This is a genomic window from Brucella tritici, from assembly GCF_008932295.1.
Taxonomy (GTDB): Bacteria; Pseudomonadota; Alphaproteobacteria; order Rhizobiales; family Rhizobiaceae; genus Brucella; species Brucella tritici.
In genome coordinates this window covers 1-26097 of the sequence record NZ_WBWA01000038.1, presented here as the reverse complement: position 1 = coordinate 26097, position 26097 = coordinate 1, and the positions used below count along the sequence as shown (strand labels likewise).

Genomic DNA, 26097 nt, shown 5'->3' with positions numbered 1-26097 from the left:
ACGAACGAAAGTTCACGCCCCGATGGGCTCAACCGCTTTGCAGCAGCCATTGCGGTGTTGCATTCACCACAATGACATAGAGGCCGGAACGAAGTTTAACGTTCCGGCCTCAAATGTATAAGCCCCGGCAGTTGGCTGTCCGGGGCTTTGCAATCTGCCGTTTCGGCACTCGCTATTACATCACCAGAATTGGTGACTTCGCCGGAACGCGATCATAGAGATCGATGATGTCCTGGTTCAGGAAGCGTACGCAGCCCGAAGAGACCGCCTTGCCGATGGACCACCATTCCGGATTACCGTGCAGGCGGTACAGCGTGTCTTTGCCGTCCTGGAAAATATAGAGTGCGCGGGCGCCGAGCGGGTTCTTGAGGCCCGGAGCCATGCCGCCGTTCTTGGCGCTGTACTGCACCAGTTCCGGCTGGCGGGCGACCATTTCATCCGGCGGGGTCCAGCGCGGCCACTGGCGCTTGTACTGGATCACAGCACGGCCAGACCATGCGAAGCCTTCGCGACCGATGCCGACGCCGTAGCGCATCGCCTGTCCGTTTTCGAGGACGAGATAGCAGAAGCGGTTAGCCGTATCGATGACGATCGTACCGGGCAGTTCGCCGGTTGGATCCTGCACAACCTGACGCAGGAAGCGCTTGTCCATCTTCTGGATCGGGATAGCCGGAAGCTGGAAGCCGCCATCCTCGACGGCGGCGTACATCTGCGCCCAGCCGCCATAGGAAGAGTCGACATTGGCCTGCGGGGTGCGGTTGATCGGGTTGCCCGACTGATCCACATCAATGATTGGAACATTCTGCCCCAACTGAGCGCAACCGGCCAGACCGGCGGCCGCTGTTGCTGTCATTGCCGTCAGAAAGGAACGGCGGGTAAGGGTCGTTTGCATATGAAAACCAGTTTGGTGACGGGAGGAGTTACAGATACACATTCAGGGTTAACGAATTGCGACCCGGCCAATTGTGGCAGATGCGCGGTGAGCTGTCGAAACGGCCTCAAACGGCTGTTTCCGGTGTTTGGTTGCACGGAAAACGCCCGAGAAATGTGGCGTACGCCCGTTCGTAATGCGGCCTAAACGTGGCGAAAGCTCACCAGCGCGGCTCGTGTTGCAGCCGCGACACAATTTTGGGTGCAGGAGCCTGCTTTCCATAAACCGGGAAGTTCAAATTTTAGTGATTACTCAATCAAGCAATTGGAGACTTGGCAGAATCAATGCCGGAGCGAACTGCTTGTATTCGTCGGGCTGGTTGGTCCGATTGATCCAGACCCCGCGCATACCGAACCGTACCGCACCTGCCACATCCCAGCGGTTCGAGGACTGGAACGAGATTGCGGAAGGATAAAGCCGCCATTGCAGGGTGACGAGCTCATAGACGGCGGGGGCGGTCTTGTATTTCCTGACTTCATCGACTGAAATCACATCGTCGAGCAGGACGTCGAGCGCTGCCGAACGGACGGCGGATTCCAGCATCGCGGGTGAGCCGTTGGAAAGAATTGCAAGCCGTGCGCCCTTTTCCTTCAGGCTTTTGAGGGCCGCTGGCACTTCCGGATAGCAATCGAGCTTCCAATAGGCATCGAGCAGGTCACTGCGCAGCGCCGGATCGACAGAAGGGTAGCGTGCGAATGCGAAATCGAGCGAATCCTCGGTCAGCTTCCAGAAATCGCTATAGGCACCCATCAGGCTCAGCACCCAGGAATATTCGAGCTGCTTTGCGCGCCACAGTTCGGAAAATGCCCGTCCGTCCGGCCCGGCTTTGTCCGCATGTCGTCGCACCGCCGAATGGACATCGAATAATGTGCCATAAGCGTCGAAGACATAACTATTGAATGAATTTACACTATTTTTCATGGTTACAAATCTCTGCTCAACACAACCTCTGCGCGCAAAATAGGGTAATTGAATTCAAGGCCCACTCTTAAGAACTGTGGGACACCGTTTCCTCCTGTGAGGGTCCGCCACGCATCGCGAAGCATAAACACTAGAATTGCGCCATCCTACTGTGATTTCAATAATAATTCATTGTCTTGAAGCTGAATTGCTCATTCGCGCCATTGCCGCCCGCACCGATGCGGCCTATGTAGATTCCGCACGCAAGTTTTGAGGCAGCATCTGCTCGGCCCGCCGCAAGCTGCCTACTTAAGCTGCCCATTTAAGCTGCAATGTAAGCAGAAAGAAAAGAGGAGAGTTTCCAATGGCTTTCGAACTGCCCGCCCTGCCGTATGACTATGACGCCCTTGCGCCTTTCATGTCGCGCGAGACGCTTGAACTTCATCACGACAAGCACCATCAGGCCTATGTCACCAATGGCAACAAGCTGCTTGAAGGCTCCGGCCTCGAAGGCAAGAGCCTGGAAGAGATCGTCAAGGAAAGCTACGGCAAGAACCAGGGCCTCTTCAACAATGCCGGCCAGCACTACAACCACATCCTGTTCTGGAAGTGGATGAAGAAGGACGGCGGCGGCAAGAAGCTACCGGGCAAGCTTGAAAAGGCAATCGAGTCCGATCTTGGCGGCTACGACAAGTTCCGTGCGGATTTCATCGCTGCCGGTGTCGGCCAGTTCGGTTCCGGCTGGGCCTGGCTGTCGGTCAAGGACGGCAAGCTTGAAATCTCCAAGACCCCGAACGGCGAAAACCCGCTGGTTCATGGCGCAACGCCGATCCTCGGCGTCGACGTGTGGGAACATTCCTACTATGTCGATTATCGCAATCTGCGTCCGAAGTACCTCGAAGCCTTTGTCGACAGCCTCATCAATTGGGAATTCGTCGAAGAACTGTACGAAAAGGCCTGATGCCTTTCATGCAGGAATAAAGAAAAACCCCGGTTTTGCCGGGGTTTTTTGTTGCTATTCTTTTATGACCTGCACACCCACATGTTGCGCGCGCCCTGCTCCCCATCCGGCGATGGCAGCGCCCAACCCCAACACGGCGAAGAAGAGGCCACAGGCGGTAAAGCTGCCCGTTGCGCTGTGGATCAACCCCACGATCAGCGGGCCGATTGCGGCAAGCGTATAGCCCACGCACTGCGCCATGCCGGACAGATGCGCCGCCGTGTGCGAATCCGGTGCGCGCAGCACGATCACCATCATGGCGGCTGCGATGAGACCGCCCTGCCCGATGCCCTGAATGACCGCCAGTCCCCAATAGGTCCATAGTGGCAGATACAGAAAGCCGATCAGCGGCAAGGCTGCACAGGCGCAGAGAATGACATTGAGCAGGCTCTGGTTCTTCTGACGGGTAGCAATGGAAGGCACCGCGAGACAGGTAATGACCTGCGCCAATATCGAAAAGGAAACCAGACCGCCTGCCGCTGCCGGGCTGAGGCCCTGTTCGCGCAGGATCGGCGCCAGCCATCCGAAAACGATGTAGGCGGTGGAGGATTGCAGCCCCATGAACAGGGTTACCTGCCAGGCCAGCTTGTCCTTCCACAAGCCGATCACCTTGAAACCAGAATGGGCGACATTGTGTTTCGCACGCATGGCCTGCGGCAGCCACAACAGCAGAACGACTGCCGCCGGAACAGCCCAGAAAGCCAAGGCAAGGTTCCAGGAACCGCCGAGCATCCCCTTAATGGGAATGGTGAAACCGGCTGCGGATGCAGCGCCGCCGCATAGCGCCATTGTATAAAGGCCGGTCATGATGGCCGCAGTTTTTGGAAAGTCGCGCTTGACGACGCCCGGAAGCAGGACATTGCCTGTCGCAATGGCGGCACCGGCCAATGCTGCACCAATATAAAGCGAATAGAACGAACCGAAGCCGCGAATGGCGGTGCCGACAGTCAGCACGACCAGCACGAAAAGCAGGACACGTTCGGCGCCGAAACGCTGCGCCAGCCGTGGTGCAAACGGCGCAAAGACACCAAGGCAGACAACCGGCAAAGTGGTCAGAATACCGGCCGCAATGGACGACATGCCGGTGGCATCGATGATTTCCGGCAAAAGCACGGAAACGCTGGAAAATACCGGTCGCAGATTGGCGGCGATCAGCACGAGGCTCAGACCTAGCAAAATGCGCATCGCCTTGCTTGGCGGTTGCTGGACTGGCGGCGGCGGAACGCTGTCCGCCTCAGCGTCGACCAGCGCCTCTGGCTGCAGCATCGCCTCGTTTTCCGCCGTATCCGACAGGGCTGTGTTCGTGTGGCTCATGATGCCAGCAACCTTTCAAGTTCTTCAATCAGGGGCGCCATGAAGCGACGAACCGTTGCACCGGCCTTGTCAGGATCACCCGAGGCGATGGCTTCAACGATCTGTCGGTGCGCTTCATGGTTTGGCTCGGGCAGTTCGCCGTCGAGCGTGGCTTCTATGGATTCGCGAATGGAGGCGGAGAAAAAGGCATAGACCTCGATCAGTGCGCTGTTGCCCGAGGCCGCAACAATGGCCTCATGAAAGGCAAAGTCTCGGGCCACGAAAGTTGCCCGGTCGAGTTCATCACGATTGCCGCGCTGTGCCAGCATTTTCTCCAGATGGACAATCCCCTTGGGCGTGATGCGCAAGGCGGCGAGCCGCGCCGCCTCCATTTCCAGAACTGCCCGGGTCTCGAAGCGGTCGCGCAGGCTGGTATGGCGGATGCGGTCGAGGCTGCGCGCCGTGTCGGCGGTGGAACGGACATAGGTTCCCGAACCCTGCCGGGTTTCCAGCATTCCCTGTGCCACCAGCGCCCGCACAGCTTCCCGCACCGTGCCGCGACTGACATCGAGCGTTGCAGAAAGTGCTGCTTCATTTGGCAACTGGTCGCCTATCGTCCAGCGTCCGGACGTGATTTCTCCACGCAATGCCTGCGTGGCCGAATCCGTCAATGTCTTGCGGGATATTGCCTTCATACCTTCACCAAAGTCATCTGATGACTTGATGAATTAGACCTGTGTAATGAAGCTGTCAACTGCCGTGAAGAAAGCTGATTGCGGGCTGGTGCGGCGGATTTGAAAATCCTGTCGTCACACTGGAAACCACTGCCGCATTCCGTTAACAATTTTCGCGCACAGTGCCCCATAATCCAGCCGCTCGAGATTTCGGGCCAGACTTCAGGTGCCAGTATGATCACACTTTACAGCCTTTCCGGAGACCACCTCGAACAAGTGGAAGTCGAGCCCGGCACTCCGTTGCCCGAGAATGTGATCTGGATCGATCTGTTTGCTCCCGGCGTCAATGAAGACAGTATTGTCGAGGCATGGATGGGCATTTCAATCCCGACCCGCGAAGACATGACGGAGATCGAGGAATCGAGCCGCTTCTATATGGAAACCGGCGCACAATATCTCACCGTGCCGATCCTGCACGCGGTCGATCTCGACCACCGCGAGCTTGCTCCGGTCACCTTCATTCTGCACGGCTCGCGGCTGATAACCGTGCGCTATGCCAATCCGAAATCGTTCAGCACCTATATCCTCCGCTCGACCAAGCCGGGCAACGGGCTGATATCAGCCAAGTGCTCGGGCCTGTCGATCATGCTTGGCATCACCGAAGCCACCACGAACCGGCTTGCCGATATTCTGGAAGGCGTGGCGGGCAAAATCGATGCGGCCTCGCACTCCATCTATCGCCGCCAGCCGAAAGCCCGCCCGATGACGACGGAGGATTTCCGGCACATATTGACCCAGATCGGTGGACAGGGAACCTTCCTCTCGCGAATGCGCGAAAGTCTGGCGGGTATCAGCCGTATGCTGGTCTATCTGTCGGCCATCAACAATCCGGCAGCCGGCAAGAAGGAAACGCGTAGCTGGATCAAGTCGCTGGAGCGCGACACGCAATCCCTGACCGCCTATGTGGATTTTCTGTCCAACAAGGTCACGTTTCTGCTCGATACGATCGTCGGGCTGATTTCGGTTGAACAGAACGCCATCATCAAGATTTTCTCTGTGGCGGCGGTTGGTTTCATGCCACCCACGCTCGTGGCTTCCATCTATGGTATGAACTTCTCCTTCATGCCGGAGCTGCAATCGCCATGGGGTTATCCGATGGCGCTGGGCCTGATGATCGCCTCCGCCCTGCTGCCATTGTACTATTTCCGCCGAAAGGGTTGGCTTTAGCTTGTGGTGACAACGCAGGTGCACCATGTTATATCATGCGTTATAACATAGGAGAAGAGCAATGGATGTCACCTTGCGCAAGATCGGCAATTCCGAAGGCGTGATCATCCCAAAGGAAGCGCTGGAACGAAAGAATTTGCAGACCGGAGCCAAACTGCAGCTTATCGAGACGCAAAAGGGCTTCTTGCTGGAGCCAGTGGACGACAGCTTCGAACAGCAGATGGAAGCGGCCCGGAAAGTGATGGATAAGTACAAGGTCGCCTTGCAGAAGCTTGCCGAATGAACTGGAGTTTTCTTTCGCGACGCGTCGTTGAGGCAATCCACGTCGAACAATTGCAGCGCCACGGCGGCGCTCAAGGGCTTCGTGATGAGAATGCTCTTGAGTCTGCCTTGGCTCGCGCTCAGAACAAACAGGTTTATGGTCAGCCGGATCATGCGGAAATCGCAGCAGCCTATGTTTTCGGAATAGGTCGCAACCATGCTTTTGTAGATGGTAACAAACGCACCGCTATCGTTACCGCTGTTACGTTTCTGCTCGTCAACGGCTATGCACTGACTGTAGACGATGGATTGCTTTACAGTTTCACGATGGGCATTGCTTCCGGTGAAATCGATGAAACCGGCGCAGCAGCGTTTTTCCGTGACCATACGGTCGCGCTGGAAGAAGACTAGACAATCTTCAGCGATACGATTTCCCATTCGACATTATTGATTTTCACGACATCGCCGACCGGCTTGCCGAATAACAGAATGGCGACGGGTGCCACATGGGAAATCTTGCCGTTTGATGGGTCGGCCTCGTCCTCGCCCACGATGGTCCAGCGGCGCACCTTGCCGTCATCCAGATTTTCCAGTTCCACCGTCATACCGAAACGCACGACATCGCTGTCGGAAGCAGGAACCGAAAGCTCGGCATTTTCGCGCCGCGCCCTCCAGTAGCGCAGATCACGCGAGATACGTGCGATCGCTGAACGCTCGCCCGCCTCATTGGCATCCGCCAGCTCACGCTGCAGCCGGGCGATTTCGTCCTCGATCATCTTCAGGCCCGTCGGCGTGACGAGATTGCGATGCGGACTGACCGGGCGCTCGCCAAGATCGGTCGGCGCGTCATCCTGTTCCTTGGTGAATGCTCTGCTCATCAGTTGAATGTAGGCAGTTGGCACATCCCCGGCAAGCCTCCTTGCCAGATAAGCCACTCACTGTTGCGACGGTAAATGCATGATTTGCATATCTGGTTTTTATTGATTGATGAGTCAATCAACGTTAAACTGGCGGACAATTAGCCTGAGAACGGACCACGATTATGCCCAAGATCGGGATGGAACCCTTGCGGCGGCGCGAGCTGATTGACGCCGCCATTCGTACAATCGGCCAGCGCGGTTCGCTGGATGTGACCGTCGCGCAGATCGCGCATGAGGCGGGCGTTTCGCCTGCGCTCGCGCATCATTATTTCGGCGGCAAGGACAAGCTCATTCTCGCCACGATGCGCCATCTGCTGCGCGAATTGGGACAGGATCTCAACGCCGCCATCGGACGGACCGAGACGCCGCAGGAACGTATCGCGGCCATCATAGCGGTCAATTTTTCCGCATCGCAGTTCACGCAGGAAACCATTGCCGCCTGGCTCACCTTCTATGTGCACGCACAGCAGTCGGAGGATACGCGTCGGCTCCTGCGCATCTATGCGCGCCGCCTGCATTCGAACCTCGTTTTCGCGCTTGAACACCTGACCACGCGCGAACGGGCAAGCCGCATTGCCGAGGGCGCGGGTGCCATGATCGATGGCCTCTACATCCGTCATGCGCTCGGTGCGGATGCGCCCAATGCAGCCTCGGCGATTGCGCTGGTGGAGGATTACATCGCGGTTCAGCTTTTGGGCCAGTTTGCGGGGGAGAAATGAGTATGGAAGCGGATTTCGTCATCATCGGCTCTGGCTCCGCCGGATCGGCCATGGCGTATCGCCTGTCGGAAGACGGTCGCTATTCGGTGATCGTCATCGAATATGGCGTGCCCGATGTTGGCCCCCTGATCCAGATGCCGGCTGCCCTCTCCTTCCCCATGAATATGGAAACCTACGACTGGGGCTTTTCCACCGAACCGGAACCGCATATTGGCGGGCGCAGCCTTGTGACGCCGCGCGGCAAGGTGCTGGGCGGCTCATCTTCGATCAACGGCATGGTCTATGTGCGCGGCCATGCCCGCGACTACGACCACTGGTCGGAAAGCGGCGCGCGCGGCTGGGCCTATGCCGATGTGCTGCCCTATTTTAAGCGGATGGAAAATTCGAGCGGCGGTCAGGAAGGCTGGCGCGGCACCAGCGGCCCGCTTTATATCCAGCGCGGCAAACGCGACAATCCGCTGTTCCATGCCTTTGTCGAGGCAGGCCATGAAGCGGGCTTTGAAGTCACGGAAGACTATAATGGCGAGAAGCAGGAAGGCTTCGGCCCGATGGAGCAGACGATCCATAATGGTCGTCGCTGGTCTGCCGCCAATGCCTATCTGAAACCGGCCCTCAAGCGCCCGAATGTCAAGCTGGTCAAGGGCCTCGCGCGCAAGATCGTGCTTGAAGGCAAGCGCGCGGTTGGTGTTGAGATCGAGGCAGGCCGCAGCTTCTCGACCATCCGTGCGCGGCGTGAAGTCATCATTGCCGCCTCATCGATCAATTCGCCGAAGCTCCTGATGCTCTCGGGCATCGGTCCTGCTGCACAACTGAAAGAACACGGAATTGAAGTGGTCGCCGACCGTCCCGGCGTCGGGCAGAACCTGCAGGACCATCTGGAAGTCTATATCCAGCAGGAATGCACGCAGCCGATCACGCTCTACTCCAAACTGAACCTGTTTTCGAAAGCGAAGATCGGTGCGGAATGGCTGTTCTTCAAGACCGGCGACGGCGCAACCAACCATTTCGAATCTGCGGCTTTCGTACGCTCCAAGGCTGGAGTGGAATATCCTGATATCCAGTATCACTTCCTGCCGGTCGCGATCCGCTATGACGGCAAGGCCGCAGCACAATCGCACGGTTTTCAGGCCCATGTCGGGCCGATGCGGTCAAAATCGCGTGGCAGCGTGACGCTTCGCTCGGCCAATCCGCGTGAAAAGCCTGTCATCAAGTTCAATTATATGTCGCATGAAGACGACTGGGCCGACTTCCGCCATTGCGTGCGGCTGACCCGTGAAATCTTCGGACAGGCCGCATTCGATGCCTATCGTGGGGCGGAAATCCAGCCCGGCACGCATGTTCAGAGCGACGATGAAATCGACAATTTCATCAAGGAACACGTCGAAAGCGCGTTCCATCCGTGCGGAACCTGCAAGATGGGTGCGGTTGACGATCCAATGGCAGTGGTCGATGCTGAATGCCGGGTGATCGGTGTCGAAGGTTTGCGCGTTGCGGATTCATCCATCTTCCCGCGTATCACCAACGGCAATCTCAACGGCCCGTCGATCATGGTCGGCGAAAAGGCCTCCGATCATATTCTCGGTCGTACGCCGCTCGCGCGCTCCAATCAGGAGCCGTGGATCAATCCGCGGTGGAGAGAGGCGGACCGCTGAGGCGGTCCAGGGGAATAGGGCAGTAAGGCAGTAGGGCAATATGTTGGCTCGTGTTCCCTGCGCTTGAAAACATACTGCTCTACTGCCTTAAACAAGGAACACACAATGAAAGCACAACCCAAAGCCTCGCATTTCATCGGCGGCGCATTCGTTGAAGACAAGACAGGCAAGCCTTTGCTGGTCATCTATCCGGCAACCGGCGAGGAAATTGCCAGACTCTATTCGGCAACGCCGGATGTGATCGAGGCGGCTTATGCGGCAGCGCTGAAAGCCCAGGGTGAATGGGCAGCGTTGAAACCTGTCGAGCGCGGACGCATCCTGCGCCGCACGGCAGACATCCTGCGTGAGAAGAACAAGAAGCTGTCGAAGCTCGAAACGCTCGATACCGGCAAGGCGCTTCAGGAAACTCTGGTGGCGGATGCCGCTTCGGCAGCCGATGCGCTTGAGTTTTTCGGCGGTATCATTTCCGGCTTCAACGGCGAGTTCGTGGAACTTGGCGGCTCGTTCGCCTATACGCGCCGCGAAGCGCTGGGCATCTGCGTCGGTATCGGCGCATGGAACTATCCGATCCAGATCGCCGCGTGGAAATCGGCGCCTGCACTCGCCATGGGCAATGCCTTCATTTTCAAGCCGTCCGAAAACACGCCGCTTTCAGCGCTCGCATTGGCTGAAGCCTATAAGGAAGCCGGCCTCCCTGACGGTCTCTTCAATGTCGTGCAGGGTTTCGGCGATGTCGGCGCGGCACTCGTCAATCATCGCCTGACGGCCAAGGTTTCGCTGACCGGCTCGGTGCCGACCGGCAAGCGTATCATGGCGCAGGCAGGCGAACATCTGAAGCATGTCACCATGGAACTTGGCGGCAAGTCCCCGATCATCGTGTTCGACGACGCTGACCTTGAAAGCGCCATTGGCGGCGCGATGCTCGGTAATTTCTATTCGACCGGGCAGGTCTGTTCAAACGGCACCCGCGTCTTTGTTCATAAGAACCTGCGCGAGCGCTTTGTCGAACGGCTGGTCGAACGCACGCGCAAAATTCGCATCGGCGATCCGCTCGATGAAGCCACCCAGATGGGGCCGCTCGTCAATGGAGCCCAGCGCGACAAGGTGTTGTCCTATATCGAAAAGGGCAAGGCAGAAGGCGCAACGCTTGCCTGCGGCGGTGGCGTGCCAAAGCTGCAAGGCTTCGATAAAGGCTATTTCATCGAGCCGACCATCTTTACGGATGTAACCGACGACATGACCATCGCTCGCGAGGAAATCTTCGGGCCGGTGATGAGCGTCCTGGAATTTTCCGACGAGGATGAAGTGATTGCGCGCGCCAACGATACCGAATTCGGTCTGGCGGCAGGCGTGTTCACCGCCGATATCGCACGCGGCCATCGCGTAATTGGCCAGATCAAGGCCGGTACGTGCTGGATCAATGCCTATAATCTGACACCGGTGGAAGTGCCCTTCGGCGGTTACAAACAATCCGGCATCGGACGCGAGAACGGCATTGCCGCCCTCGCTCATTACAGCCAGATCAAGACCGTCTATGTCGAGATGGGTAAAGTCGACAGCCCTTACTGACCGCTGAAATCAGCCCGCGGAACCGCATTCGGTTCTGCGGGCGTCGGCGTGCAATCATAACGGTAAAGCTGCGGCGATGGCACCGCCTGCGGATAGACAATGGCACGCTGCGACCGTTGACTGGCGGGAACTGACGGTGAATTCCATAGAGGCATGGCCCAGGATGGCCTCGTTACTGTATCGGAAGAGCCGGTCCCCTGAATGGGGATGCGTCGGCACTCGGTCCCGAGCGTACCGTTCAATCCGGCAGCCGTCGCAACACTCGTGCAGCTAACCAGGGCAAGCGCCAAAGCGGTATAAAACAGTCTCATATCGCAACACTTTTCAAACAAATATAAATATCGGCTCCAAGCTGGCCAGATTCAATGGCAGCTTATGCCCAATCATCCGGAAAACGCAGCGCAAAAATGGCACGGAGCAGGCCTGTTTGTTTGGTCGCCACGTCTTGGCTTTTCAGCCCGCCAGCGGGGGCTGAATATGAGTATAGGTCGCTCATTTATTTATATTAGCTTATAATTATATACTTATAACAAATAAAACCCCAATTCTCAAAACCGTGTCGACAAATCTATTTGCAGACAATAAGAATGCAATTCCGATTTATTGGCAGCAACAATAAAGCACATCACAATTAACTAACATAGTATTGATTTTTCATGCATAATTCACTCTCATATCAATCGCCATGACCTTGGTCTGAACGGTTAGTAATGAATAACGAGACTTCAATTTCGACGGACATGATCGAGGACAAGCTGCGCAATGAATTCTGGCGCGCTGTTCTCAAACCCATGTATGAGATCACGAGTGAAGACGACGATTACCAGTTTTCGGGGTCAATTGTCGCGCGCTCCATCGGTTCTATCCAGATTGGCGCTACTTCGTTCAATTCACAAAATTACTCACGTGCCCCAAAGCTCATCGCCCAGGGCGGGCTCAATCAATATATCCTGCAGCTTATCACCGGCGGCGACCTGCACGGAGACTTCAACGGGGTCGATGTCGAGGCGAAGCAGGGCGACATCGTCATCATCGACCTGACGCAGACCGTTGAAAGCCAGGCATCCGGCGGCTCTCGCATCACCGTGATGATACCGCGCGACGAGCTGGAAAAGATCGCAGGCTGGCGCAACCTGCATGGCCTCGTCATGCTGGCCGACGCACCCATGACGCGTCTGCTTTTCAATTATCTCCGCAGTCTGCAATCGCTGAGCGGAGATCTCGACAGGATCGAGGCGCAATCCGCGCAGGACGCAATGCTCACATTGCTTGGTGCCGGCATCTGCGGCACGGAAGGCGGTGCTGTCGAAGCCCTTCCGGCCAATCTGCCCATGCGCAAGCGCATTCTCGCCTATATAGACGAGAACCTTTCCAACCCGCTGCTAGGGCCGCATCTCATCGTCAAAAGCCTGCGTATCTCCCGTTCGCGCCTTTACCGGACATTTGATATGGACGGCGGCGTGGCCAGAATTATCCGTGACAAACGGCCTGGATCGCGCCTATCGCATTCTCGTCGACGAACGTGGCCGCCACGTCTCGCTCAAGGAAATCGCCTATCGTTGCGGCTTCCATGACGGCACGCAATTTACCAAGGCATTCAAGGTCCGTTTCGGCATGTCGCCCAAAGATGCCCGAGAATCCGACGCGACCTTGCTATCGTCGGATTCAGCCAATTTCGACTAGGCGGTTCATGTTTCGGATGAAGCCGCCAAACGCGGCGTCGACAAGCCGTGAGCCGAAGCTTGTTTCCTGAAAGCAGGAACTGGTTTCGGGATGCGTTCCAGCTTTTTGTTTTTACGTGCATCTCGTTCCGAAAACCGCTTCGCATTTTTCGGGATGCACTTTAGTTTTTTGTTTTTTCGTATGTCTCCCAAAACCGGTTCCCGCTTTTGGGAGACATGCATTAGCCCTTTGTTTCTCAACCGGGTGAAAGACGGTTCAGAAAGTCGTCGCACCAACGACTGACGTCATGCGTGGTCAAAAAGGCCATCATGCTTTCAAACCGTTCCTTGCGTTCGGCAAGCGGCATGGCAAGCGCGCGGGCCATGGCATAGGCCATAGCCTCGGTGTCATAGGGATTGACCAGAAGCGCGCCGTCGAGTTCCTGCGCGGCGCCAGCAAAACGGGACAGCACCAGCACGCCGGGATTTTCAGGGTCCTGTGCCGCGACATATTCCTTGGCGACAAGGTTCATCCCGTCACGCAGCGGCGTGACCAGTCCGACAGCCGCCAGCCGATAAAGCCCGGCCAGCACCTCCCGGTTCAGCGAGCGGTTGATATAGCGTATCGGCGTCCAGTCGACCGTAGCGTTTGCACCGTTCACCCGACCGGCCAGTTCTGCCACGGCGCGTTGCATATCCTTGTATTCCGGCACTTCGGAGCGGGATTTCGGCGTGACCTGCAAAAAGGTGACCTTGCCGCGATTGCCGGGATCGACCTTCAGGAAATGCTCGAAAGCCTCCATGCGATTGGTGATACCTTTGGAATAATCGAGCCGGTCGACGCCGATGATTAGATCGCGATCAAGCATGCTGTCACGCATGCGCTTTACGGTTGAATGACGTTGCGCCTTATCGGCTATCTTCGCGAAGGATGCCGTCTCGATGCCGATACCGAAGCGCTCGGCACGAAAATGGTGCCCGAACGCTTCGAACAATCCGTCATCATTGAGCGGCTTGCCGATCTTCTCGCGCCGCAGGCAGCCGATGAAGTTATCGACATCGTTCTCGGTCTGGAAGCCCACCACATCATAGGATGCAAGGCCGCGCATGATGGTCTCATGCACGGGTAGCGTGAACAGGATATCGGCAGGCGGCCAGGGAATATGCAGGAAGAAGCCGATGCGGTTGGTGACACCGAGATTGCGCAGTTCGGCCGCCAGCGGAATGAGATGATAGTCGTGGACCCAGATCACATCATCCGGCTCGATCATCGGCAGAAGATGATTTGCAAACAGGCGATTGACCCGGAAATATCCGGCCATGTCCTTGCGCGTGTAATCGATCAGATCCAGACGATAGTGACAAAGCGGCCAGAGCATGCGGTTGGCGAAGCCTGCATAATATTCATCAATATCCTTCTTGTGGAGATCGAGCAGCGCGTAGCGAATGGGTCCCACATCGCGGATCGCCAGTTCCTGCACCTGGCGATTGGGAAGGGTCTTGCCGGACCACCCGAGCCATATGCCTCCGCGTTCGCTGAGCGCGGCCTGCAATGCCACCGCCAGCCCACCCGCAGGGGCCTTGCCCTGTTCGTCAGGCAAGGGAACACGATTGGAGACCACGATCAGCCGACCCATATATCAAATCCTCTCATTGTTTTGCTTGTTCATCGCCACAAAGGCGGGATAGCCAGAGGCGAAGCTCTGCCGGGTTCGCCAACCGCGTGGCGCCCGGACGGTCGATTGCACGACCGATCACGACCGCAGTGCCATCCAGTTCGTCTGCAGCGTCAAGCATCGATAAATCTGTCAGATCGTCACCGAATGCGATCGGCGCCCTACCAGCAAACGGCTCTTCCTTCATGAAGCGGCGCAAGGCCACGCCCTTGTCGCTGATCGCCGGGCGCAACTCGAAAACCATCTTGCCCGACTGCACGGTCCAGTCCGGCCCGGCGAGCTTCAATGCCTTGCTGACGAGATCATGCGCCAGATCGGCTTTTTCAGGCGCGGCGCGATAATGAAGCGCCACCGCGCTCCCCTTGTCTTCGGCAAGAAAGCCGCTGACACGCAGTGCAGCCTGACGCAGAAAATCCTTGGCAATCAGAAAATGCTCATCCGGTTCGATCCGTTCGACCAGCCCGGATGCGTGCCGGAACTCGGCACCGTGCAGCGCAGCTATTGGGCCGGTATAATCGGGAAGGCGTTCCTCGATAAACGCGATCGCCCTGCCCGTGACCAGCGCCATTGCGCCAGACAGCCGCGCCGAAATGGACGAAAGTGATTTTTGCAGACCAACTGGAACGATAACGCCATCCGGACTGGCGGCGATATCGAGCAGGGTTCCGTCCACATCGAAGAAAAGGGCGTGTTTTTGAAAGTCGATGACCGGCATACCGATCTGATCGGTTGCCGGGTCCTGTTCCTTGCTGGGCATGTTAAGGCAAACATCCGCGATGGCGAATGGTTCCCGAATAAATTCGGCCCGCGTCTATTTCCTACCGGTCAGACGGCCCTATGTGCGGCCATAGACATCATCGAAACGCACGATGTCGTCTTCGCCCAGATATTCGCCGCTTTGCACCTCGATCAGCACGAGCGGCAGAATGCCCGGATTTTCCAGCCGGTGGCGGAAACCGCAAGGAATATAGGTCGACTGGTTGGTCGTGAGCAGAATCTCGCGGTCGCCATTGGTGACCTTTGCGGTGCCGGAAACGACGATCCAGTGTTCGGAACGGTGGTGATGCGCCTGCAAGCTCAGGCGACGCCCCGGCTTCACTTCGATCCGCTTGATCTTGAAGCCGTCGCCTTCCTCGAGAACCGTATAAGTGCCCCATGGGCGATGGGCCGTGCGATGAAGCTTGGCTGCTTCATGGCCGCTTGCCCGCAGCTTGTTGAAGACCTTGCGCACTTCCTGCGCCTTGTCGCGATGAGCTACAAGCAACGCATCAGGCGTGTCCACGACAAGCAGATCGTGAACGCCGACAAGGCTGACCAGCCGGGTTTCGGACAAGACAAAGCTGTCGGTCGTGTCTTCAATAACCGTTTCACCGCGCAGACGGTTGCCATCGTCATCCGGCGCGACGAGATCGGCCATCGCCGCCCAGGAACCAATATCGGACCAGCCGCAGGACACTGGAATGCAGGCAATATTGTCGGCCTTTTCCATGATCGCGTAATCGATGGAAATCGCAGGAGCAGTCGCAAAATCGTCCTTTGCGATTTCGATGGTCTTGGTCTCGCCGTTGACGCCGCGCCGGGCATGTTCAAGCGAAGCCTGCACGGCATTGAAGATTTCCGACGCAAAATGCTGCATTGCTGCAAGCATGGTTCCGGCCGTGAAACAGAACATGCCGGAGTTCCAGAAATATCGACCGCTCTCAATATAGGTTTGCGCGGTCTCGGCATCAGGCTTTTCAACAAAACGCAGCACATCCGTACCTTCGGCTTCAATATAGCCAAAGCCTGTTTCCGGATGATCGGGCACAATACCGAAAGTGACAATGCGCCCCGTTTCAGCAAGCTGGCGGGCCTTTGTCACAGCCTCGGCAAAAGCAGCCTCATCCTCGATCAGGTGGTCGGCGGGCATGACAAGCAATGTCGCGTCCGGGCCATAAGTCGCCGCAGCATGCAGAGCCGCAACCGCCACAGCAGGTGCCGTATCGCGTCCGAGCGGCTCCAGCAGAAACGCATTATCGACCTTGGGCGCCTTGGCATCGGCATAGGCATCGAGCGTCAGGAACAGGAAGTCGCGGTTGGTCACGGTGAGGATATGGTCCACACCGTCGAGCTGGGCCGCACGCTTGTAGGTCTTGCCGATCAAGGTGCTTCCATCGGGCAGTTCGATGAACGGCTTCGGATGCGCATCGCGCGAAAGCGGCCACAATCTGGAACCGGAACCGCCGCTGATAATGACAGGAATAAAGCTCATTGCTCAGTTGTCCTTCGTTGCGTTGCGGGCGATAGCAAGTCCCGTTTCCAGAAGCGCCTCGGCCTGGCTCTCGTCTGAAGCTTCCACATAGCATCGCAGTTCCGGCGCATTGCCGGAAGCGCGATAATGAATTGCATTACCGGAATGGAAGAAAAGTTTCACGCCGTCAATCGTTTCGGAGCGGACAATCGGATCGTCCATCTGAAACAGTGCACTTCGCGTCGCCTCATTCTTTAACAAGGACAAAAACGCGAGGCTCTGTTCCTGCGGGACGTTCTGCAGCCTGTCGCTGAGAGCAACACGGAAGCGGAAGCGGGCTGCGATTTCGGACAATGGCTTGCCAAGCTCCTTGACGGAACCAAGACTGCTGAGAATTGGCAGCAACGCATCGCGGGTCGAAAGCGCGGTCAATGTGCGATTGTCCCGGCTGATATCCGTGCCCAGCAACACACCGCCATTGGCCTCAAAGCCGACCACCGCCGATATACCATCGGCGACGGCCTGCGCCATGCCTTTGATGACATAGGGCGACCCCACCCGTGTTCTGATGACGCGCTCGAAATTTTCTTCAAGAGCGGAGTTGGACGTCACAGGCGTCACAATCGTTTTGACGCCAAGCCAGTCGGCTGTGATCGCTCCCACCAAATCGCCTCGAACGAAGCGGCCCTTCTCATCCGCGATCAACGGGCGGTCGGCATCACCATCCGTGGAAACAATGGCGTCAAAGCGGCTTTCCTTCGCCCACCGGTCGAGAAGTTCGATATCCTGGGAGCGCAAAGCTTCCGTATCGACTGGCACAAATACATCGGATCGACCGAGCGGTACGGCTTCTGCGCCAAGCTCGGTCAAAATGCGGACGATGAGATCACGAGCTACAGACGAGTGCTGATAGACCCCGACGCGCAAGCCGCGAAGGCTCTCAAGTCCGACAAAATCAACATAACGCTTCACATAGCGGTCGATTGTATCACTGCTAAGGGGCGCATCGTGCAGATGACGAAAGGCAAGATTTTCTGGCAGAGCGGCATAGACCGCACTGATGGCGCTCTCGTCATTCTTGTCGATTTCTCCGTCGTTGCGATAGAATTTAAGCCCGTTGCGGTCGTCCGGAATATGGCTGCCCGTAACCATGATGCATGGCGCTTGCTGCGAAATCGCAAAGTGGCTCAATGCCGGGGTCGGCAAAACACCGCAATCGACCGGCTGAAACCCCGCATCCTCGATTGCCGCCATGCAGAGTGCTGCAATAGCCGGACTGGACGGGCGAAGGTCTCGACCAACGAAAACCTTGTCGCCGCGCCGCAGCTTTCCGGCTTCAGACAGCATTTCAACGAAAGCAAGAGAATAGGCATATGCGGGCAAACCATTCAGTTCGTCCGCTAATCCCCTGAGACCGCTGGTGCCAAATTTAAGGGATGTGCCGCTCATGCTTTCCGCCAGCTCTTTTCCAATATCAAAGAAGCAACGCCCGCAAGCGCCCCCCAGCTCAAAAGTTTTGTCATCTTATAACGTGAACCTGAAAACTATGATCCCCACAATGGTGCAATCATATGCACCTTATTGTGGGTCATAATCCGTATAGGCAGGCAATTTCAAATCCTTAACGCTGTCTGCGTTAATAATTGCTGCTCTGCACGCATTAGTGGGAATTATTGTCGCCAGAAACGAAAAACGCGACACCGATCACTGAACGATGCCGCGTTGGAAATTCGTCACTCACGATATTATACAAGCCGGGCCATAACGTCCCGTAATGACGACTGCCACTGCGGCGCAGACCAGTTGAACACCTTCTGGAATTTGACAGTCGACAGGCGAGAATTGGCAGGACGTGCAGCCTTGGTTGGGTAATCGGCTGTCGCAATATCGGTGACAGTCGCGGTTGGTCCACCGAGCTCGGCGCTTTCACTGAATATGGCGCGCGCGAAGCCGCTCCAGTTCGTGTCACCCGTACCGACCAGATGATAAACACCATAAGTGGAAAAGTCCGGCATCGCAGCCAAATGGTCCGCCACCTGGATAATCGCGTCAGCTATATCGAGCGCACTGGTCGGGTTGCCCCATTGGTCAGAAACGACAGAGAGCGCATCGCGTGTCTCCGCGAGCTTCAACATCGTCTTCACGAAATTCTTGCCAAAAGGACTATAGACCCACGCCGTCCGCAAAATGATGTGCTGCGGGTTGGCTTGCGCTACGAGACGCTCACCTTCAAGCTTGGAACTTCCATAGACACTACGAGGGCCCGTGGCATCTGTTTCAACATAGGGTTTGTCAGCGTCGCCAGCGAAAACATAATCCGTGGACAGATGAATGACAGGAACGCCGCAGTTCTTCGCTGCTTCGGCAACTGCTTCAGCGCCAGTGGCATTCACCACAAAAGCAAGTTCCTCCTCATCCTCGGCCAGGTCGACCGCCGTGTAGGCGGCGGCTGAGACAACAAGCTCCGGCTTGATCGCCGCAATGGCACTACGCACGGTGTCCGGCTTCGTCAAATCCAATTCCGGGCGACCCAGCGCGATGACCTCGAGGTCCGCACGCTGCGATGCCTTCTCAAGAAGGCTCTGGACAACCTGCCCTTCCCGCCCGGTGACGAGGATTTTCATGCCTTGACCTCTTTTGTTGGTGCGCTGCCCAGACGCTCGCCAACATAGGTACCGCTGCGGATCGGCTCCCACCACCATGCATTGTCGAGATACCACTGGATGGTCTTTTCAAGCCCAGTTTCAAAGGTCTCCTGCGGCTTCCAGCCCAGTTCACGCTCAATCTTCGAAGCGTCAATCGCATAGCGACGGTCATGGCCAGGGCGATCTGTCACGAAGGTTATCAGATCGGCATAGCTGTTGCCGTTTGCGCGAGGCCGCTTCTTGTCCAGAATGACGCAGATGGTTTCTACCACATTCAGATTGGTGCATTCTGCACGCCCGCCGATATTGTAGCTTTCGCCCAGCTTGCCTGTCGTCGCGACCAGTGCCAGAGCACGCGCATGATCCTCGACATAGAGCCAGTCACGCACATTCGCCCCTGCCCCATAAACCGGCAAAGACTTCTCATCGAGTGCGTTGAGAATGACCAATGGGATCAGCTTTTCCGGAAAATGGAACGGTCCATAATTGTTGGAGCAATTGGTGAGCACGACCGGCAGGCCGTAGGTTTCATGCCATGCGCGTACCAGATGATCGGAGGCTGCTTTCGAAGCCGAATAAGGCGACGACGGCTGATACGGGGTTTCTTCGGTAAAGATGCCGCTATCGAAAGGCAGATCGCCAAACACTTCATCTGTCGAAATATGGTGGAAACGGAAGCTCGATCTGCGCGGCTCCGGCAGTTCACGCCAATAGGCAAGCGCCGCATTGAGCAGGCGGAAGGTTCCGACGATATTCGTCTCGATGAATGCACCCGGACCATCAATTGAACGGTCGACATGGCTTTCTGCCGCCAGATGCATGACCACATCGATTTCGTGGGCACGCAAAGCTTCCAAAACGCTCGTGTCGTCGCAAATATCGACCTGAAGGAAGCTGTAATTCGGATGATTTTCGATCTGGCGGAGAGACGCCAGATTGCCCGCATAGGTCAGTTTATCGAGATTGACGACATTGATCTTGGGATCAGCAGCCAGATGGCGACAGACGGCTGAACCAATAAACCCTGCGCCGCCGGTAACGAGAATATTCATATCATTTCCTCAAGGAAAAACTTCTGCGTCAGCAAAAAGCGGAGCCTTCCGATCCTTGTCGGAAAGCTGGGCGCCTGAAGATGGAAGAGGCCAATCGATACCAATGGTGGGGTCATCAAACCGGATCGAGCGGTCGTGCTCGGGAGAATAATAATTCGTTACCTTGTAGATGACTTCGGTATTCTCCACGAGCGTCATGAAGCCGTGCGCAAAACCCTTCGGCACCAGAATCTGGTTCCATTTTTCAGCCGAGACTTCCAACGCAACCCACTTCCCGAATGTTGGCGAGCTTTTGCGGACATCGACCGCAACATCGAGAATTGCACCACGCGTAACGCGCACGAGCTTATCCTGCGCAAATGGCGGCAACTGATAATGCAGCCCGCGAACAACACCCCTGGCGACCGAAAAAGAATGATTGTCCTGAACGAAAGTCAGATCAATCCCGGCTTCAGCGAATGATTTCACATTGTAGGTCTCGGAGAAAAAACCACGGTCATCACCGAATTTCCGCGGGGTGATCTCCAGAAGACCATCGAGCTCCAATCGCCGAACCATCATCTTTCGCTACCGATTTCCTCGACGCGGCGACGCAGATAGGCAGCATATTCGGTCTGGCCGAGTTTTTCCGCCCGTTCGAGAACGGCATCTCCGTCAATCCAGCCTTTTTCAAAGCCGATTTCCTCAGGGCAGGCAATTTTTATGCCTTGTCGTTTCTCGATTGTACGTACGAAAGACGATGCGTCCTGAAGACTGTCATGCGTTCCGGTATCAAGCCAAGCATAACCCCGCCCCAACTGCTGGACCGTCAGATCGCCACGCTGGAGATAGATATTGTTGATGGCTGTGATCTCCAGTTCGCCACGCGTGGAAGGCTTGAGCGAGGCGGCAATATCAACGACATCATTGTCGTAAAAGTATAGTCCCGTAACCGCCCAGGAGGATTTGGGTTTAATCGGCTTTTCCTCAATGGAGATTGCCTTACCGGTTGCCTTATCAAACTCAACCACGCCATAGCGCTGGGGGTCCTCTACCCGGTACGCGAAAACCAAACCGCCCTTGGCGATGCGGGCGGCGCTTTCGCACAGATGTGACAGGCGATCGCCAAAATAGATATTGTCACCGAGAATCATCGCCACATTGTCGGCGCCGATAAAATCGCGACCAATGATGAACGCCTCCGCCAAACCGTTGGGCTGAGGCTGTTGCGCGAACGAAAAATTCATGCCGAATTCCCCGCCATCTCCGAGCAACTTGCGGAAAAGCGGCAGATCATGCGGTGTCGAGATAACCAGAACATCCCTGATCCCTGCCAGCATCAACACGCTCAGCGGGTAATAGATCATCGGCTTATCATAAATCGGAAGAAGTTGCTTAGAAACTGCAATAGTCAGAGGGAAGAGGCGGCTACCACTACCGCCAGCGAGAATGATCCCTTTCATACAACCTCCGTAGTCAGTTTCTTCTACCCCCCCAAGACTCCAGTCTATCAACGGGTCGCGCAACTTCACTCTTTGAAATTAGCAACGACTGACCCTGTGAAATTTTGCTGACTATATCACGAGCACTAAACTTCACCCAAGTCAAACACCTACGGCGCGGACTCATAAACTTGACACCATATTCTCGTAGCGACGAGCTTTACGGCAGGCCAACACAGGGAAGAGCCGGAACGAAAATTTTCGCAAGCGCATGCCGAATTGTGGGAGGACGAGCACCAGATGCATGACACATGAAAGTTTCCAGCTAAAAGCCTGGATTCCCAGCCAAGCCAAATTCCTCAATGATTTCAACAAATCATTTTTTCACATTCGCCAAATGTGTCATAGGTTTGTGCTACAGTTGGCGCACGGCGTCAAGAGGCAGGCAGAGGCGGAAATTATTTCCGCCCGGTACCAAAAGTAGCGGCACCGCCCGTTGAGCGATGCCGCATTAAAAATTCTCACGTTAGAACGCTAAACCAGCCTTGCCACCACATCGCGCAATGACGACTGCCAATGCGGCGCAGACCAGTCGAATACCTGCTGGAGTTTCGCGGTCGACAGGCGTGAATTAGAAGGACGTGCCGCCTTGGTCGGATAGTCAGCTGTCGCAATATCCGTGACAGTCGCGGTTGGTCCACCAAGCTTAGCACTTTCACCGAATATGGCGCGTGCAAAGCCGCTCCAGTTCGTATCGCCCGTACCGACCAGATGATAAACACCATAAGCGGAGAAGTCTGGCGTTGCCGCTAAATGATCCGCCACCTGGATAACTGCATCAGCGATGTCGAGTGCGCTGGTCGGGTTTCCCCATTGGTCAGAAACGACAGAGAGAGCATCGCGCGTCTCCGCAAGCTTCAACATCGTCTTGACGAAATTCTTGCCAAAGGGGCTATAGACCCATGCCGTTCGCAAAATGATGTGCCGTGGATTGGCTAGCGCAACCAGACGCTCGCCTTCAAGTTTGGAACTCCCATAAACACTGCGAGGTCCGGTGCTATCCGTTTCCACATATGGTTCATCAGCGTCGCCCGCAAAAACATAATCCGTCGACAGGTGGATAACGGGAACGCCACAGATTTTCGCCGCTTCGGCAACTGCTTGTGCACCAGTGGCATTCACCGCAAAGGCAAGTTCCTGCTCATCCTCGGCCAGATCCACCGCCGTGTAGGCGGCGGCGGAGACAACGAGGTCTGGCTTGATTGCCTCAATAGCACTGCGCACAGTGTCCGGCTTTTCCAAATCCAGTTCCGGGCGACCCAGTGCAATCACCTCCAGATCCGGTCGCTGATCTGCCTTCTCAAGAAGGCTCTGGACAACCTGCCCTTCCCGCCCGGTGACGAGGATTTTCATGCCTTAACCTCTTTTGCTGGCGCACTACCCAAACGCTCACCGGCATAGGTTCCGCTGCGGATCGGTTCCCACCACCATGCATTATCGAGATACCATTGAATGGTTTTTTCCAATCCCGTCTCGAAGGTTTCCTGCGGCTTCCAGCCCAATTCGCGCTCAATCTTCGATGCGTCAATCGCATAACGGCGGTCGTGGCCGGGACGGTCTGTCACGAAAGTTATCAGATCGGCGTAGCTCTTGCCGTTTGCGCGAGGTCGCTTCTTGTCGAGAATGGAGCAGATCGTTTCTACGACATTCAGATTGGTGCGCTCTGCACGCCCGCCGATATTGTAGCTTTCGCCCAGCTTGCCCGTGGTCGCAACCAGTGTCAGAGCACGCGCATGATCCTCAACATAGAGCCAGTCTCGCACATTCGCCCCTGCCCCATAAACCGGCAGCGGCTTTTCATCGAGCGCATTGAGAATGACGAGCGGGATCAACTTCTCTGGAAAGTGGAAGGGGCCATAATTGTTCGAGCAATTGGACAGCACAACCGGTAGTCCATAGGTCTCATGCCACGCACGCACCAGATGATCGGACGCTGCTTTCGAAGCCGAATATGGCGACGACGGTTTATAAGAAGTTTCTTCAGTGAAAATACCGCTATCGAACGGCAAATCGCCAAACACTTCATCCGTCGAAATATGATGGAAACGGAAGCTCGATTTGCGCGGCTCCGGCAGTTCCCGCCAGTAAGCAAGAGCCGCATTGAGCAGTCGGAACGTTCCAACAATATTCGTCTCGATGAATGCACCCGGACCATCAATTGAACGGTCGACATGGCTTTCCGCCGCCAGATGCATAATCACGTCGATTTCATGGACGCGTAAAGCATCCAGAACGGTAGTGTCGTCACAAATATCAGCCTGGAGAAAGCTGTAATTCTGATGGTTTTCAATCTGGCGCAGTGAGGCCAGATTCCCCGCATAGGTCAGTTTGTCGAGATTGATTACATTGACCTTGGGATCAGTAGCCAGATGGCGGCAGACGGCTGAACCAATGAACCCTGCTCCACCGGTAACAAGAATATTCATATCATTTCCTCAAGCAAAAACTTCTGCGTCCGCAAAAAGCGGGGCCTTCTGATCCTTATCAGAAAGCTGGACGCCTGAAGATGCGATTGGCCAATCGATACCAATGTCCGGGTCATCAAACCGGATCGAGCGGTCGTGCTCGGGAGAATAATAATTCGTTACCTTGTAGATAACTTCAGTGTTCTCCACCAGCGTCATGAAGCCATGTGCGAAGCCCTTCGGCACCAGAATCTGGTTCCATTTTTCAGCGGAGACTTCCAACGCAACCCACTTCCCGAACGTAGGCGAGCTTTTGCGGATATCGACCGCAACATCCAGAATTGCACCGCGTGTGACACGAACCAGCTTATCCTGCGCAAATGGCGGCAACTGGTAATGAAGCCCGCGTACCACGCCTTTTGCAGCGGAATAAGAATGATTGTCCTGAATGAAATTCAGGTCGATACCAGCTTCTGCAAATGATTTCGCATTATAGGTCTCGGAGAAGAAGCCACGATCATCACCGAATTTACGTGGGCTAATCTCAAAAACACCGTCTAAATCTAACGAACGGGCTTCCATCAATCTTTTCCTAACTCATCAACACGTCGGCGCAGATAAGCTGCATATTCAGTCTTTCCGAGCTTAGCTGCCCGCTCAAGCACTGCTTCACTGTTCAGCCAACCTTTATCCAAGCCAATTTCTTCTGGACAGGCAATTTTAATACCCTGGCGCTTTTCAATAGTTTGGACAAAAGAAGACGCTTCGTGAAGGCTGTCATGCGTACCGGTATCCAGCCAAGCATATCCGCGTCCGAAACGCTGAACGTTCAATTCACCGCGCTCGAGATAAACGTTATTCACGGTGGTGATCTCAAGCTCGCCTCGAGCCGATGGTTTGATCGAACGTGCGATCTCGACCACTTGATTGTCGTAGAAGTAAAGTCCGGTAACAGCCCAATGGGATTTCGGTTTTTCCGGCTTTTCTTCAATCGAGATCGCCTGACCTGTTTTGTTATCGAATTCCACTACGCCATAGCGTTCCGGATCGTCCACGCGATAAGCAAAAACAGTCCCGCCTTTCATGGGCTGTGAAGAAAGCTGGGACAGCTTCGAAAGGCCATCGCCAAAATAAATGTTGTCACCGAGAATCATAGCCACGCTATCATTGCCAATGAACTCTCTGCCGATGATGAAAGCTTCGGCGAGACCATTGGGATGCGCTTGCTCTGCATAGGAAAATTTGACCCCAAACTCGCGGCCATCACCGAGCAATTTCTGAAACAGAGGCAGATCGTGTGGCGTGGAAATGATCAGGATGTCCTGAATGCCCGCTAGCATGAGAACGCTCAGCGGGTAGTAGATCATTGGCTTGTCGTAGATCGGGAGAATTTGTTTGGAAACGGCTATTGTAAGAGGATAGAGTCGCGTACCGCTCCCTCCAGCCAAGATTATTCCTTTCATATGCTTCCCTTTAACAATATTGGAATTTATCCACTGCTCTAACATTTTGACTTTGGTTTGGCGACACCACCTCTGTCGTCTCGTCATGGTATCTCCTGTTCCCGGCATCTAAGCCGAAGTCAGGCAAAAATTCCACTTATCTCCGCTGTCCAGATTTCCCGAACCACCTCTGTGGCGGAATACGGGGCTTTGACGCGGGAAAGAAGATTAACGGACGTAAGCGTCACATTGTCGTTGATACCCTTGGCTTGATGGTTGGTCTGGTGATCCATTCTGCGGGTATTCAGGATCGCGATGGCGCACCGGACGTCTTGAAAACCATACTCAAACGATGGCCG

At 55.7% G+C, this 26097-nt stretch carries 27 protein-coding genes and 1 pseudogene; 10 read left to right on the top strand and 18 right to left on the bottom strand.

Going from position 1 to position 26097, the window contains the following annotated elements; translation table 11 throughout:
• Positions 1-175: 175 nt before the first annotated feature.
• Both F9K91_RS23685 and F9K91_RS23680 read right to left on the bottom strand, forming a co-directional pair.
• Positions 176-892 (bottom strand): L,D-transpeptidase, encoded by a 717-nt coding sequence (locus F9K91_RS23685; protein ID WP_061347206.1) that lies wholly within the window; start codon positions 890-892, stop codon positions 176-178.
• A gap of 291 nt (positions 893-1183) precedes the next feature.
• The gene (locus tag F9K91_RS23680) at positions 1184-1852 is read right to left on the bottom strand and encodes a haloacid dehalogenase type II (RefSeq protein WP_151678906.1); all 669 of its coding nucleotides are present in this window, start codon (positions 1850-1852) and stop codon (positions 1184-1186) included.
• Positions 1853-2195: 343 nt separating this feature from the next.
• Between F9K91_RS23680 and F9K91_RS23675 the strand changes: the two genes are divergently transcribed.
• On the top strand, positions 2196-2792 hold the full coding sequence (locus tag F9K91_RS23675) for a superoxide dismutase (RefSeq protein ID WP_109987901.1): 597 nt from the start codon (positions 2196-2198) through the stop codon (positions 2790-2792).
• A gap of 54 nt (positions 2793-2846) precedes the next feature.
• Here the strand turns inward: F9K91_RS23675 and F9K91_RS23670 are convergent, their stop codons facing one another.
• Together F9K91_RS23670 and F9K91_RS23665 are read right to left on the bottom strand one after the other, a co-directional pair.
• Positions 2847-4097 (bottom strand): CynX/NimT family MFS transporter, encoded by a 1251-nt coding sequence (locus tag F9K91_RS23670; protein ID WP_235913419.1) that lies wholly within the window; start codon positions 4095-4097, stop codon positions 2847-2849.
• 44 nt (positions 4098-4141) lie between these two features.
• Positions 4142-4819 carry a FadR/GntR family transcriptional regulator gene (locus F9K91_RS23665; RefSeq protein ID WP_151678904.1) on the bottom strand — a complete coding sequence of 226 codons (678 nt, stop codon included), beginning with the start codon at positions 4817-4819 and terminating at the stop codon, positions 4142-4144.
• 213 nt (positions 4820-5032) lie between these two features.
• On the opposite strand from F9K91_RS23665, the gene F9K91_RS23660 reads away from it, so the two are divergent.
• The 3 genes from F9K91_RS23660 to F9K91_RS23650 all read left to right on the top strand — a co-directional run bounded on the left by F9K91_RS23660 (position 5033) and on the right by F9K91_RS23650 (position 6697).
• Entirely contained in the window at positions 5033-6025 is a 993-nt protein-coding gene (locus tag F9K91_RS23660) for a magnesium transporter CorA family protein (RefSeq protein WP_094513264.1), read from the top strand.
• A 61-nt stretch (positions 6026-6086) separates the two neighbouring features.
• Positions 6087-6308: an AbrB/MazE/SpoVT family DNA-binding domain-containing protein gene (locus F9K91_RS23655; protein ID WP_151678903.1), complete on the top strand. Its 222-nt coding sequence runs from the start codon at positions 6087-6089 to the stop codon at positions 6306-6308.
• The gene (locus F9K91_RS23650) at positions 6305-6697 is read left to right on the top strand and encodes a type II toxin-antitoxin system death-on-curing family toxin (RefSeq protein ID WP_151678902.1); all 393 of its coding nucleotides are present in this window, start codon (positions 6305-6307) and stop codon (positions 6695-6697) included. Before F9K91_RS23655 ends, F9K91_RS23650 begins: the two co-directional genes overlap by 4 nt.
• Here F9K91_RS23650 and F9K91_RS23645 read toward each other — a convergent pair.
• Positions 6694-7164 carry a GreA/GreB family elongation factor gene (locus F9K91_RS23645; protein ID WP_151678901.1) on the bottom strand — a complete coding sequence of 157 codons (471 nt, stop codon included), beginning with the start codon at positions 7162-7164 and terminating at the stop codon, positions 6694-6696. The two genes, F9K91_RS23650 and F9K91_RS23645, sit on opposite strands and share 4 nt — an antisense overlap.
• Before the next feature lie 164 nt (positions 7165-7328).
• On the opposite strand from F9K91_RS23645, the gene betI reads away from it, so the two are divergent.
• From betI to betB, 3 genes are all read left to right on the top strand, one after another.
• Positions 7329-7925: a transcriptional regulator BetI gene (betI, locus tag F9K91_RS23640; RefSeq protein WP_151678900.1), complete on the top strand. Its 597-nt coding sequence runs from the start codon at positions 7329-7331 to the stop codon at positions 7923-7925.
• A 2-nt stretch (positions 7926-7927) separates the two neighbouring features.
• Positions 7928-9577, top strand: coding sequence for a choline dehydrogenase (gene betA / locus F9K91_RS23635; RefSeq protein WP_151678907.1), 1650 nt, complete (start codon positions 7928-7930; stop codon positions 9575-9577).
• A 105-nt stretch (positions 9578-9682) separates the two neighbouring features.
• The gene (gene betB, locus F9K91_RS23630; protein ID WP_151678899.1) at positions 9683-11146 is read left to right on the top strand and encodes a betaine-aldehyde dehydrogenase; all 1464 of its coding nucleotides are present in this window, start codon (positions 9683-9685) and stop codon (positions 11144-11146) included.
• On the opposite strand, the gene F9K91_RS23625 is transcribed toward betB, so the two are convergent.
• Entirely contained in the window at positions 11140-11457 is a 318-nt protein-coding gene (locus F9K91_RS23625) for a hypothetical protein (RefSeq protein WP_061347196.1), read from the bottom strand. The two genes, betB and F9K91_RS23625, sit on opposite strands and share 7 nt — an antisense overlap.
• 399 nt (positions 11458-11856) lie before the next feature.
• On the opposite strand from F9K91_RS23625, the gene F9K91_RS23620 reads away from it, so the two are divergent.
• Both F9K91_RS23620 and F9K91_RS26810 read left to right on the top strand, forming a co-directional pair.
• Positions 11857-12720, top strand: a complete 864-nt coding sequence (locus F9K91_RS23620) for an AraC-like ligand-binding domain-containing protein (RefSeq protein ID WP_235913418.1) — start codon at positions 11857-11859, stop codon at positions 12718-12720.
• The gene (locus tag F9K91_RS26810; RefSeq protein ID WP_235913417.1) at positions 12623-12829 is read left to right on the top strand and encodes a helix-turn-helix domain-containing protein; all 207 of its coding nucleotides are present in this window, start codon (positions 12623-12625) and stop codon (positions 12827-12829) included. The genes F9K91_RS23620 and F9K91_RS26810 overlap by 98 nt, the downstream gene beginning before the upstream one ends.
• Before the next feature lie 235 nt (positions 12830-13064).
• Here the strand turns inward: F9K91_RS26810 and otsA are convergent, their stop codons facing one another.
• From otsA to rfbA (F9K91_RS23560), 12 genes are all read right to left on the bottom strand, one after another.
• Complete coding sequence (gene otsA, locus F9K91_RS23615) at positions 13065-14444, bottom strand: alpha,alpha-trehalose-phosphate synthase (UDP-forming) (protein ID WP_151678898.1); 1380 nt, start codon at positions 14442-14444, stop codon at positions 13065-13067.
• 13 nt (positions 14445-14457) lie between these two features.
• Positions 14458-15240: a trehalose-phosphatase gene (gene otsB / locus F9K91_RS23610; RefSeq protein WP_151678897.1), complete on the bottom strand. Its 783-nt coding sequence runs from the start codon at positions 15238-15240 to the stop codon at positions 14458-14460.
• Between the two features lie 78 nt (positions 15241-15318).
• Positions 15319-16734 (bottom strand): mannose-1-phosphate guanylyltransferase/mannose-6-phosphate isomerase, encoded by a 1416-nt coding sequence (locus tag F9K91_RS23605; RefSeq protein ID WP_151678896.1) that lies wholly within the window; start codon positions 16732-16734, stop codon positions 15319-15321.
• Between the two features lie 3 nt (positions 16735-16737).
• The gene (locus F9K91_RS23600; protein ID WP_151678895.1) at positions 16738-18162 is read right to left on the bottom strand and encodes a phosphomannomutase; all 1425 of its coding nucleotides are present in this window, start codon (positions 18160-18162) and stop codon (positions 16738-16740) included.
• 296 nt (positions 18163-18458) lie between these two features.
• Positions 18459-19337, bottom strand: coding sequence for a dTDP-4-dehydrorhamnose reductase (rfbD, locus tag F9K91_RS23595; RefSeq protein ID WP_151678894.1), 879 nt, complete (start codon positions 19335-19337; stop codon positions 18459-18461).
• Positions 19334-20410, bottom strand: a complete 1077-nt coding sequence (gene rfbB, locus F9K91_RS23590) for a dTDP-glucose 4,6-dehydratase (RefSeq protein ID WP_151678893.1) — start codon at positions 20408-20410, stop codon at positions 19334-19336. Before rfbB (F9K91_RS23590) ends, rfbD (F9K91_RS23595) begins: the two co-directional genes overlap by 4 nt.
• 9 nt (positions 20411-20419) lie before the next feature.
• Positions 20420-20971, bottom strand: coding sequence for a dTDP-4-dehydrorhamnose 3,5-epimerase (gene rfbC, locus F9K91_RS23585; protein WP_151678892.1), 552 nt, complete (start codon positions 20969-20971; stop codon positions 20420-20422).
• Positions 20968-21852: a glucose-1-phosphate thymidylyltransferase RfbA gene (gene rfbA / locus F9K91_RS23580; protein WP_151678891.1), complete on the bottom strand. Its 885-nt coding sequence runs from the start codon at positions 21850-21852 to the stop codon at positions 20968-20970. The genes rfbC (F9K91_RS23585) and rfbA (F9K91_RS23580) overlap by 4 nt, the downstream gene beginning before the upstream one ends.
• Positions 21853-22365: 513 nt before the next feature.
• On the bottom strand, positions 22366-23244 hold the full coding sequence (gene rfbD / locus F9K91_RS23575; RefSeq protein ID WP_151678890.1) for a dTDP-4-dehydrorhamnose reductase: 879 nt from the start codon (positions 23242-23244) through the stop codon (positions 22366-22368).
• Positions 23241-24317 (bottom strand): dTDP-glucose 4,6-dehydratase, encoded by a 1077-nt coding sequence (gene rfbB / locus F9K91_RS23570; protein WP_114048322.1) that lies wholly within the window; start codon positions 24315-24317, stop codon positions 23241-23243. Before rfbB (F9K91_RS23570) ends, rfbD (F9K91_RS23575) begins: the two co-directional genes overlap by 4 nt.
• Positions 24318-24326: 9 nt before the next feature.
• The gene (gene rfbC / locus F9K91_RS23565) at positions 24327-24878 is read right to left on the bottom strand and encodes a dTDP-4-dehydrorhamnose 3,5-epimerase (protein ID WP_181834096.1); all 552 of its coding nucleotides are present in this window, start codon (positions 24876-24878) and stop codon (positions 24327-24329) included.
• Positions 24878-25759 (bottom strand): glucose-1-phosphate thymidylyltransferase RfbA, encoded by an 882-nt coding sequence (rfbA, locus tag F9K91_RS23560; protein WP_151678889.1) that lies wholly within the window; start codon positions 25757-25759, stop codon positions 24878-24880. Before rfbA (F9K91_RS23560) ends, rfbC (F9K91_RS23565) begins: the two co-directional genes overlap by 1 nt.
• 173 nt (positions 25760-25932) lie before the next feature.
• Here rfbA (F9K91_RS23560) and F9K91_RS23550 point away from each other — a divergent pair.
• A pseudogene (locus tag F9K91_RS23550) lies at positions 25933-26097 on the top strand (transposase); the annotation flags it as partial.

Bases quoted from the DNA above. Each gene is read 5' to 3' on its own strand.
- otsB (WP_151678897.1), bottom strand. From the start codon at position 15,240: ATGCCCAGCAAGGAACAGGACCCGGCAACCGATCAGATCGGTATGCCG.
- F9K91_RS23645 (WP_151678901.1), bottom strand. From the start codon at position 7,164: ATGAGCAGAGCATTCACCAAGGAACAGGATGACGCGCCGACCGATCTT.
- rfbB (WP_151678893.1), bottom strand. From the start codon at position 20,410: ATGAATATTCTCGTTACCGGCGGCGCAGGGTTTATTGGTTCAGCCGTC.
- F9K91_RS23665 (WP_151678904.1), bottom strand. From the start codon at position 4,819: ATGAAGGCAATATCCCGCAAGACATTGACGGATTCGGCCACGCAGGCA.
- F9K91_RS23660 (WP_094513264.1), top strand. From the start codon at position 5,033: ATGATCACACTTTACAGCCTTTCCGGAGACCACCTCGAACAAGTGGAA.
- F9K91_RS23620 (WP_235913418.1), top strand. From the start codon at position 11,857: ATGAATAACGAGACTTCAATTTCGACGGACATGATCGAGGACAAGCTG.
- F9K91_RS23680 (WP_151678906.1), bottom strand. From the start codon at position 1,852: ATGAAAAATAGTGTAAATTCATTCAATAGTTATGTCTTCGACGCTTAT.
- F9K91_RS23675 (WP_109987901.1), top strand. From the start codon at position 2,196: ATGGCTTTCGAACTGCCCGCCCTGCCGTATGACTATGACGCCCTTGCG.
- betI (WP_151678900.1), top strand. From the start codon at position 7,329: ATGCCCAAGATCGGGATGGAACCCTTGCGGCGGCGCGAGCTGATTGAC.
- F9K91_RS23650 (WP_151678902.1), top strand. From the start codon at position 6,305: ATGAACTGGAGTTTTCTTTCGCGACGCGTCGTTGAGGCAATCCACGTC.
- rfbD (WP_151678890.1), bottom strand. From the start codon at position 23,244: ATGAAAATCCTCGTCACCGGGCGGGAAGGGCAGGTTGTCCAGAGCCTT.
- F9K91_RS23605 (WP_151678896.1), bottom strand. From the start codon at position 16,734: ATGAGCTTTATTCCTGTCATTATCAGCGGCGGTTCCGGTTCCAGATTG.
- rfbC (WP_181834096.1), bottom strand. From the start codon at position 24,878: ATGGAAGCCCGTTCGTTAGATTTAGACGGTGTTTTTGAGATTAGCCCA.
- F9K91_RS23655 (WP_151678903.1), top strand. From the start codon at position 6,087: ATGGATGTCACCTTGCGCAAGATCGGCAATTCCGAAGGCGTGATCATC.
- rfbC (WP_151678892.1), bottom strand. From the start codon at position 20,971: ATGATGGTTCGGCGATTGGAGCTCGATGGTCTTCTGGAGATCACCCCG.
- F9K91_RS23685 (WP_061347206.1), bottom strand. From the start codon at position 892: ATGCAAACGACCCTTACCCGCCGTTCCTTTCTGACGGCAATGACAGCA.
- betA (WP_151678907.1), top strand. From the start codon at position 7,928: ATGGAAGCGGATTTCGTCATCATCGGCTCTGGCTCCGCCGGATCGGCC.
- F9K91_RS23625 (WP_061347196.1), bottom strand. From the start codon at position 11,457: ATGAGACTGTTTTATACCGCTTTGGCGCTTGCCCTGGTTAGCTGCACG.
- rfbA (WP_151678891.1), bottom strand. From the start codon at position 21,852: ATGAAAGGGATCATTCTCGCTGGCGGTAGTGGTAGCCGCCTCTTCCCT.
- rfbA (WP_151678889.1), bottom strand. From the start codon at position 25,759: ATGAAAGGAATAATCTTGGCTGGAGGGAGCGGTACGCGACTCTATCCT.
- otsA (WP_151678898.1), bottom strand. From the start codon at position 14,444: ATGGGTCGGCTGATCGTGGTCTCCAATCGTGTTCCCTTGCCTGACGAA.
- F9K91_RS23600 (WP_151678895.1), bottom strand. From the start codon at position 18,162: ATGAGCGGCACATCCCTTAAATTTGGCACCAGCGGTCTCAGGGGATTA.
- rfbD (WP_151678894.1), bottom strand. From the start codon at position 19,337: ATGAAAATCCTCGTCACCGGGCGGGAAGGGCAGGTTGTCCAGAGCCTT.
- rfbB (WP_114048322.1), bottom strand. From the start codon at position 24,317: ATGAATATTCTTGTTACCGGTGGAGCAGGGTTCATTGGTTCAGCCGTC.
- F9K91_RS23670 (WP_235913419.1), bottom strand. From the start codon at position 4,097: ATGCTGCAGCCAGAGGCGCTGGTCGACGCTGAGGCGGACAGCGTTCCG.
- betB (WP_151678899.1), top strand. From the start codon at position 9,683: ATGAAAGCACAACCCAAAGCCTCGCATTTCATCGGCGGCGCATTCGTT.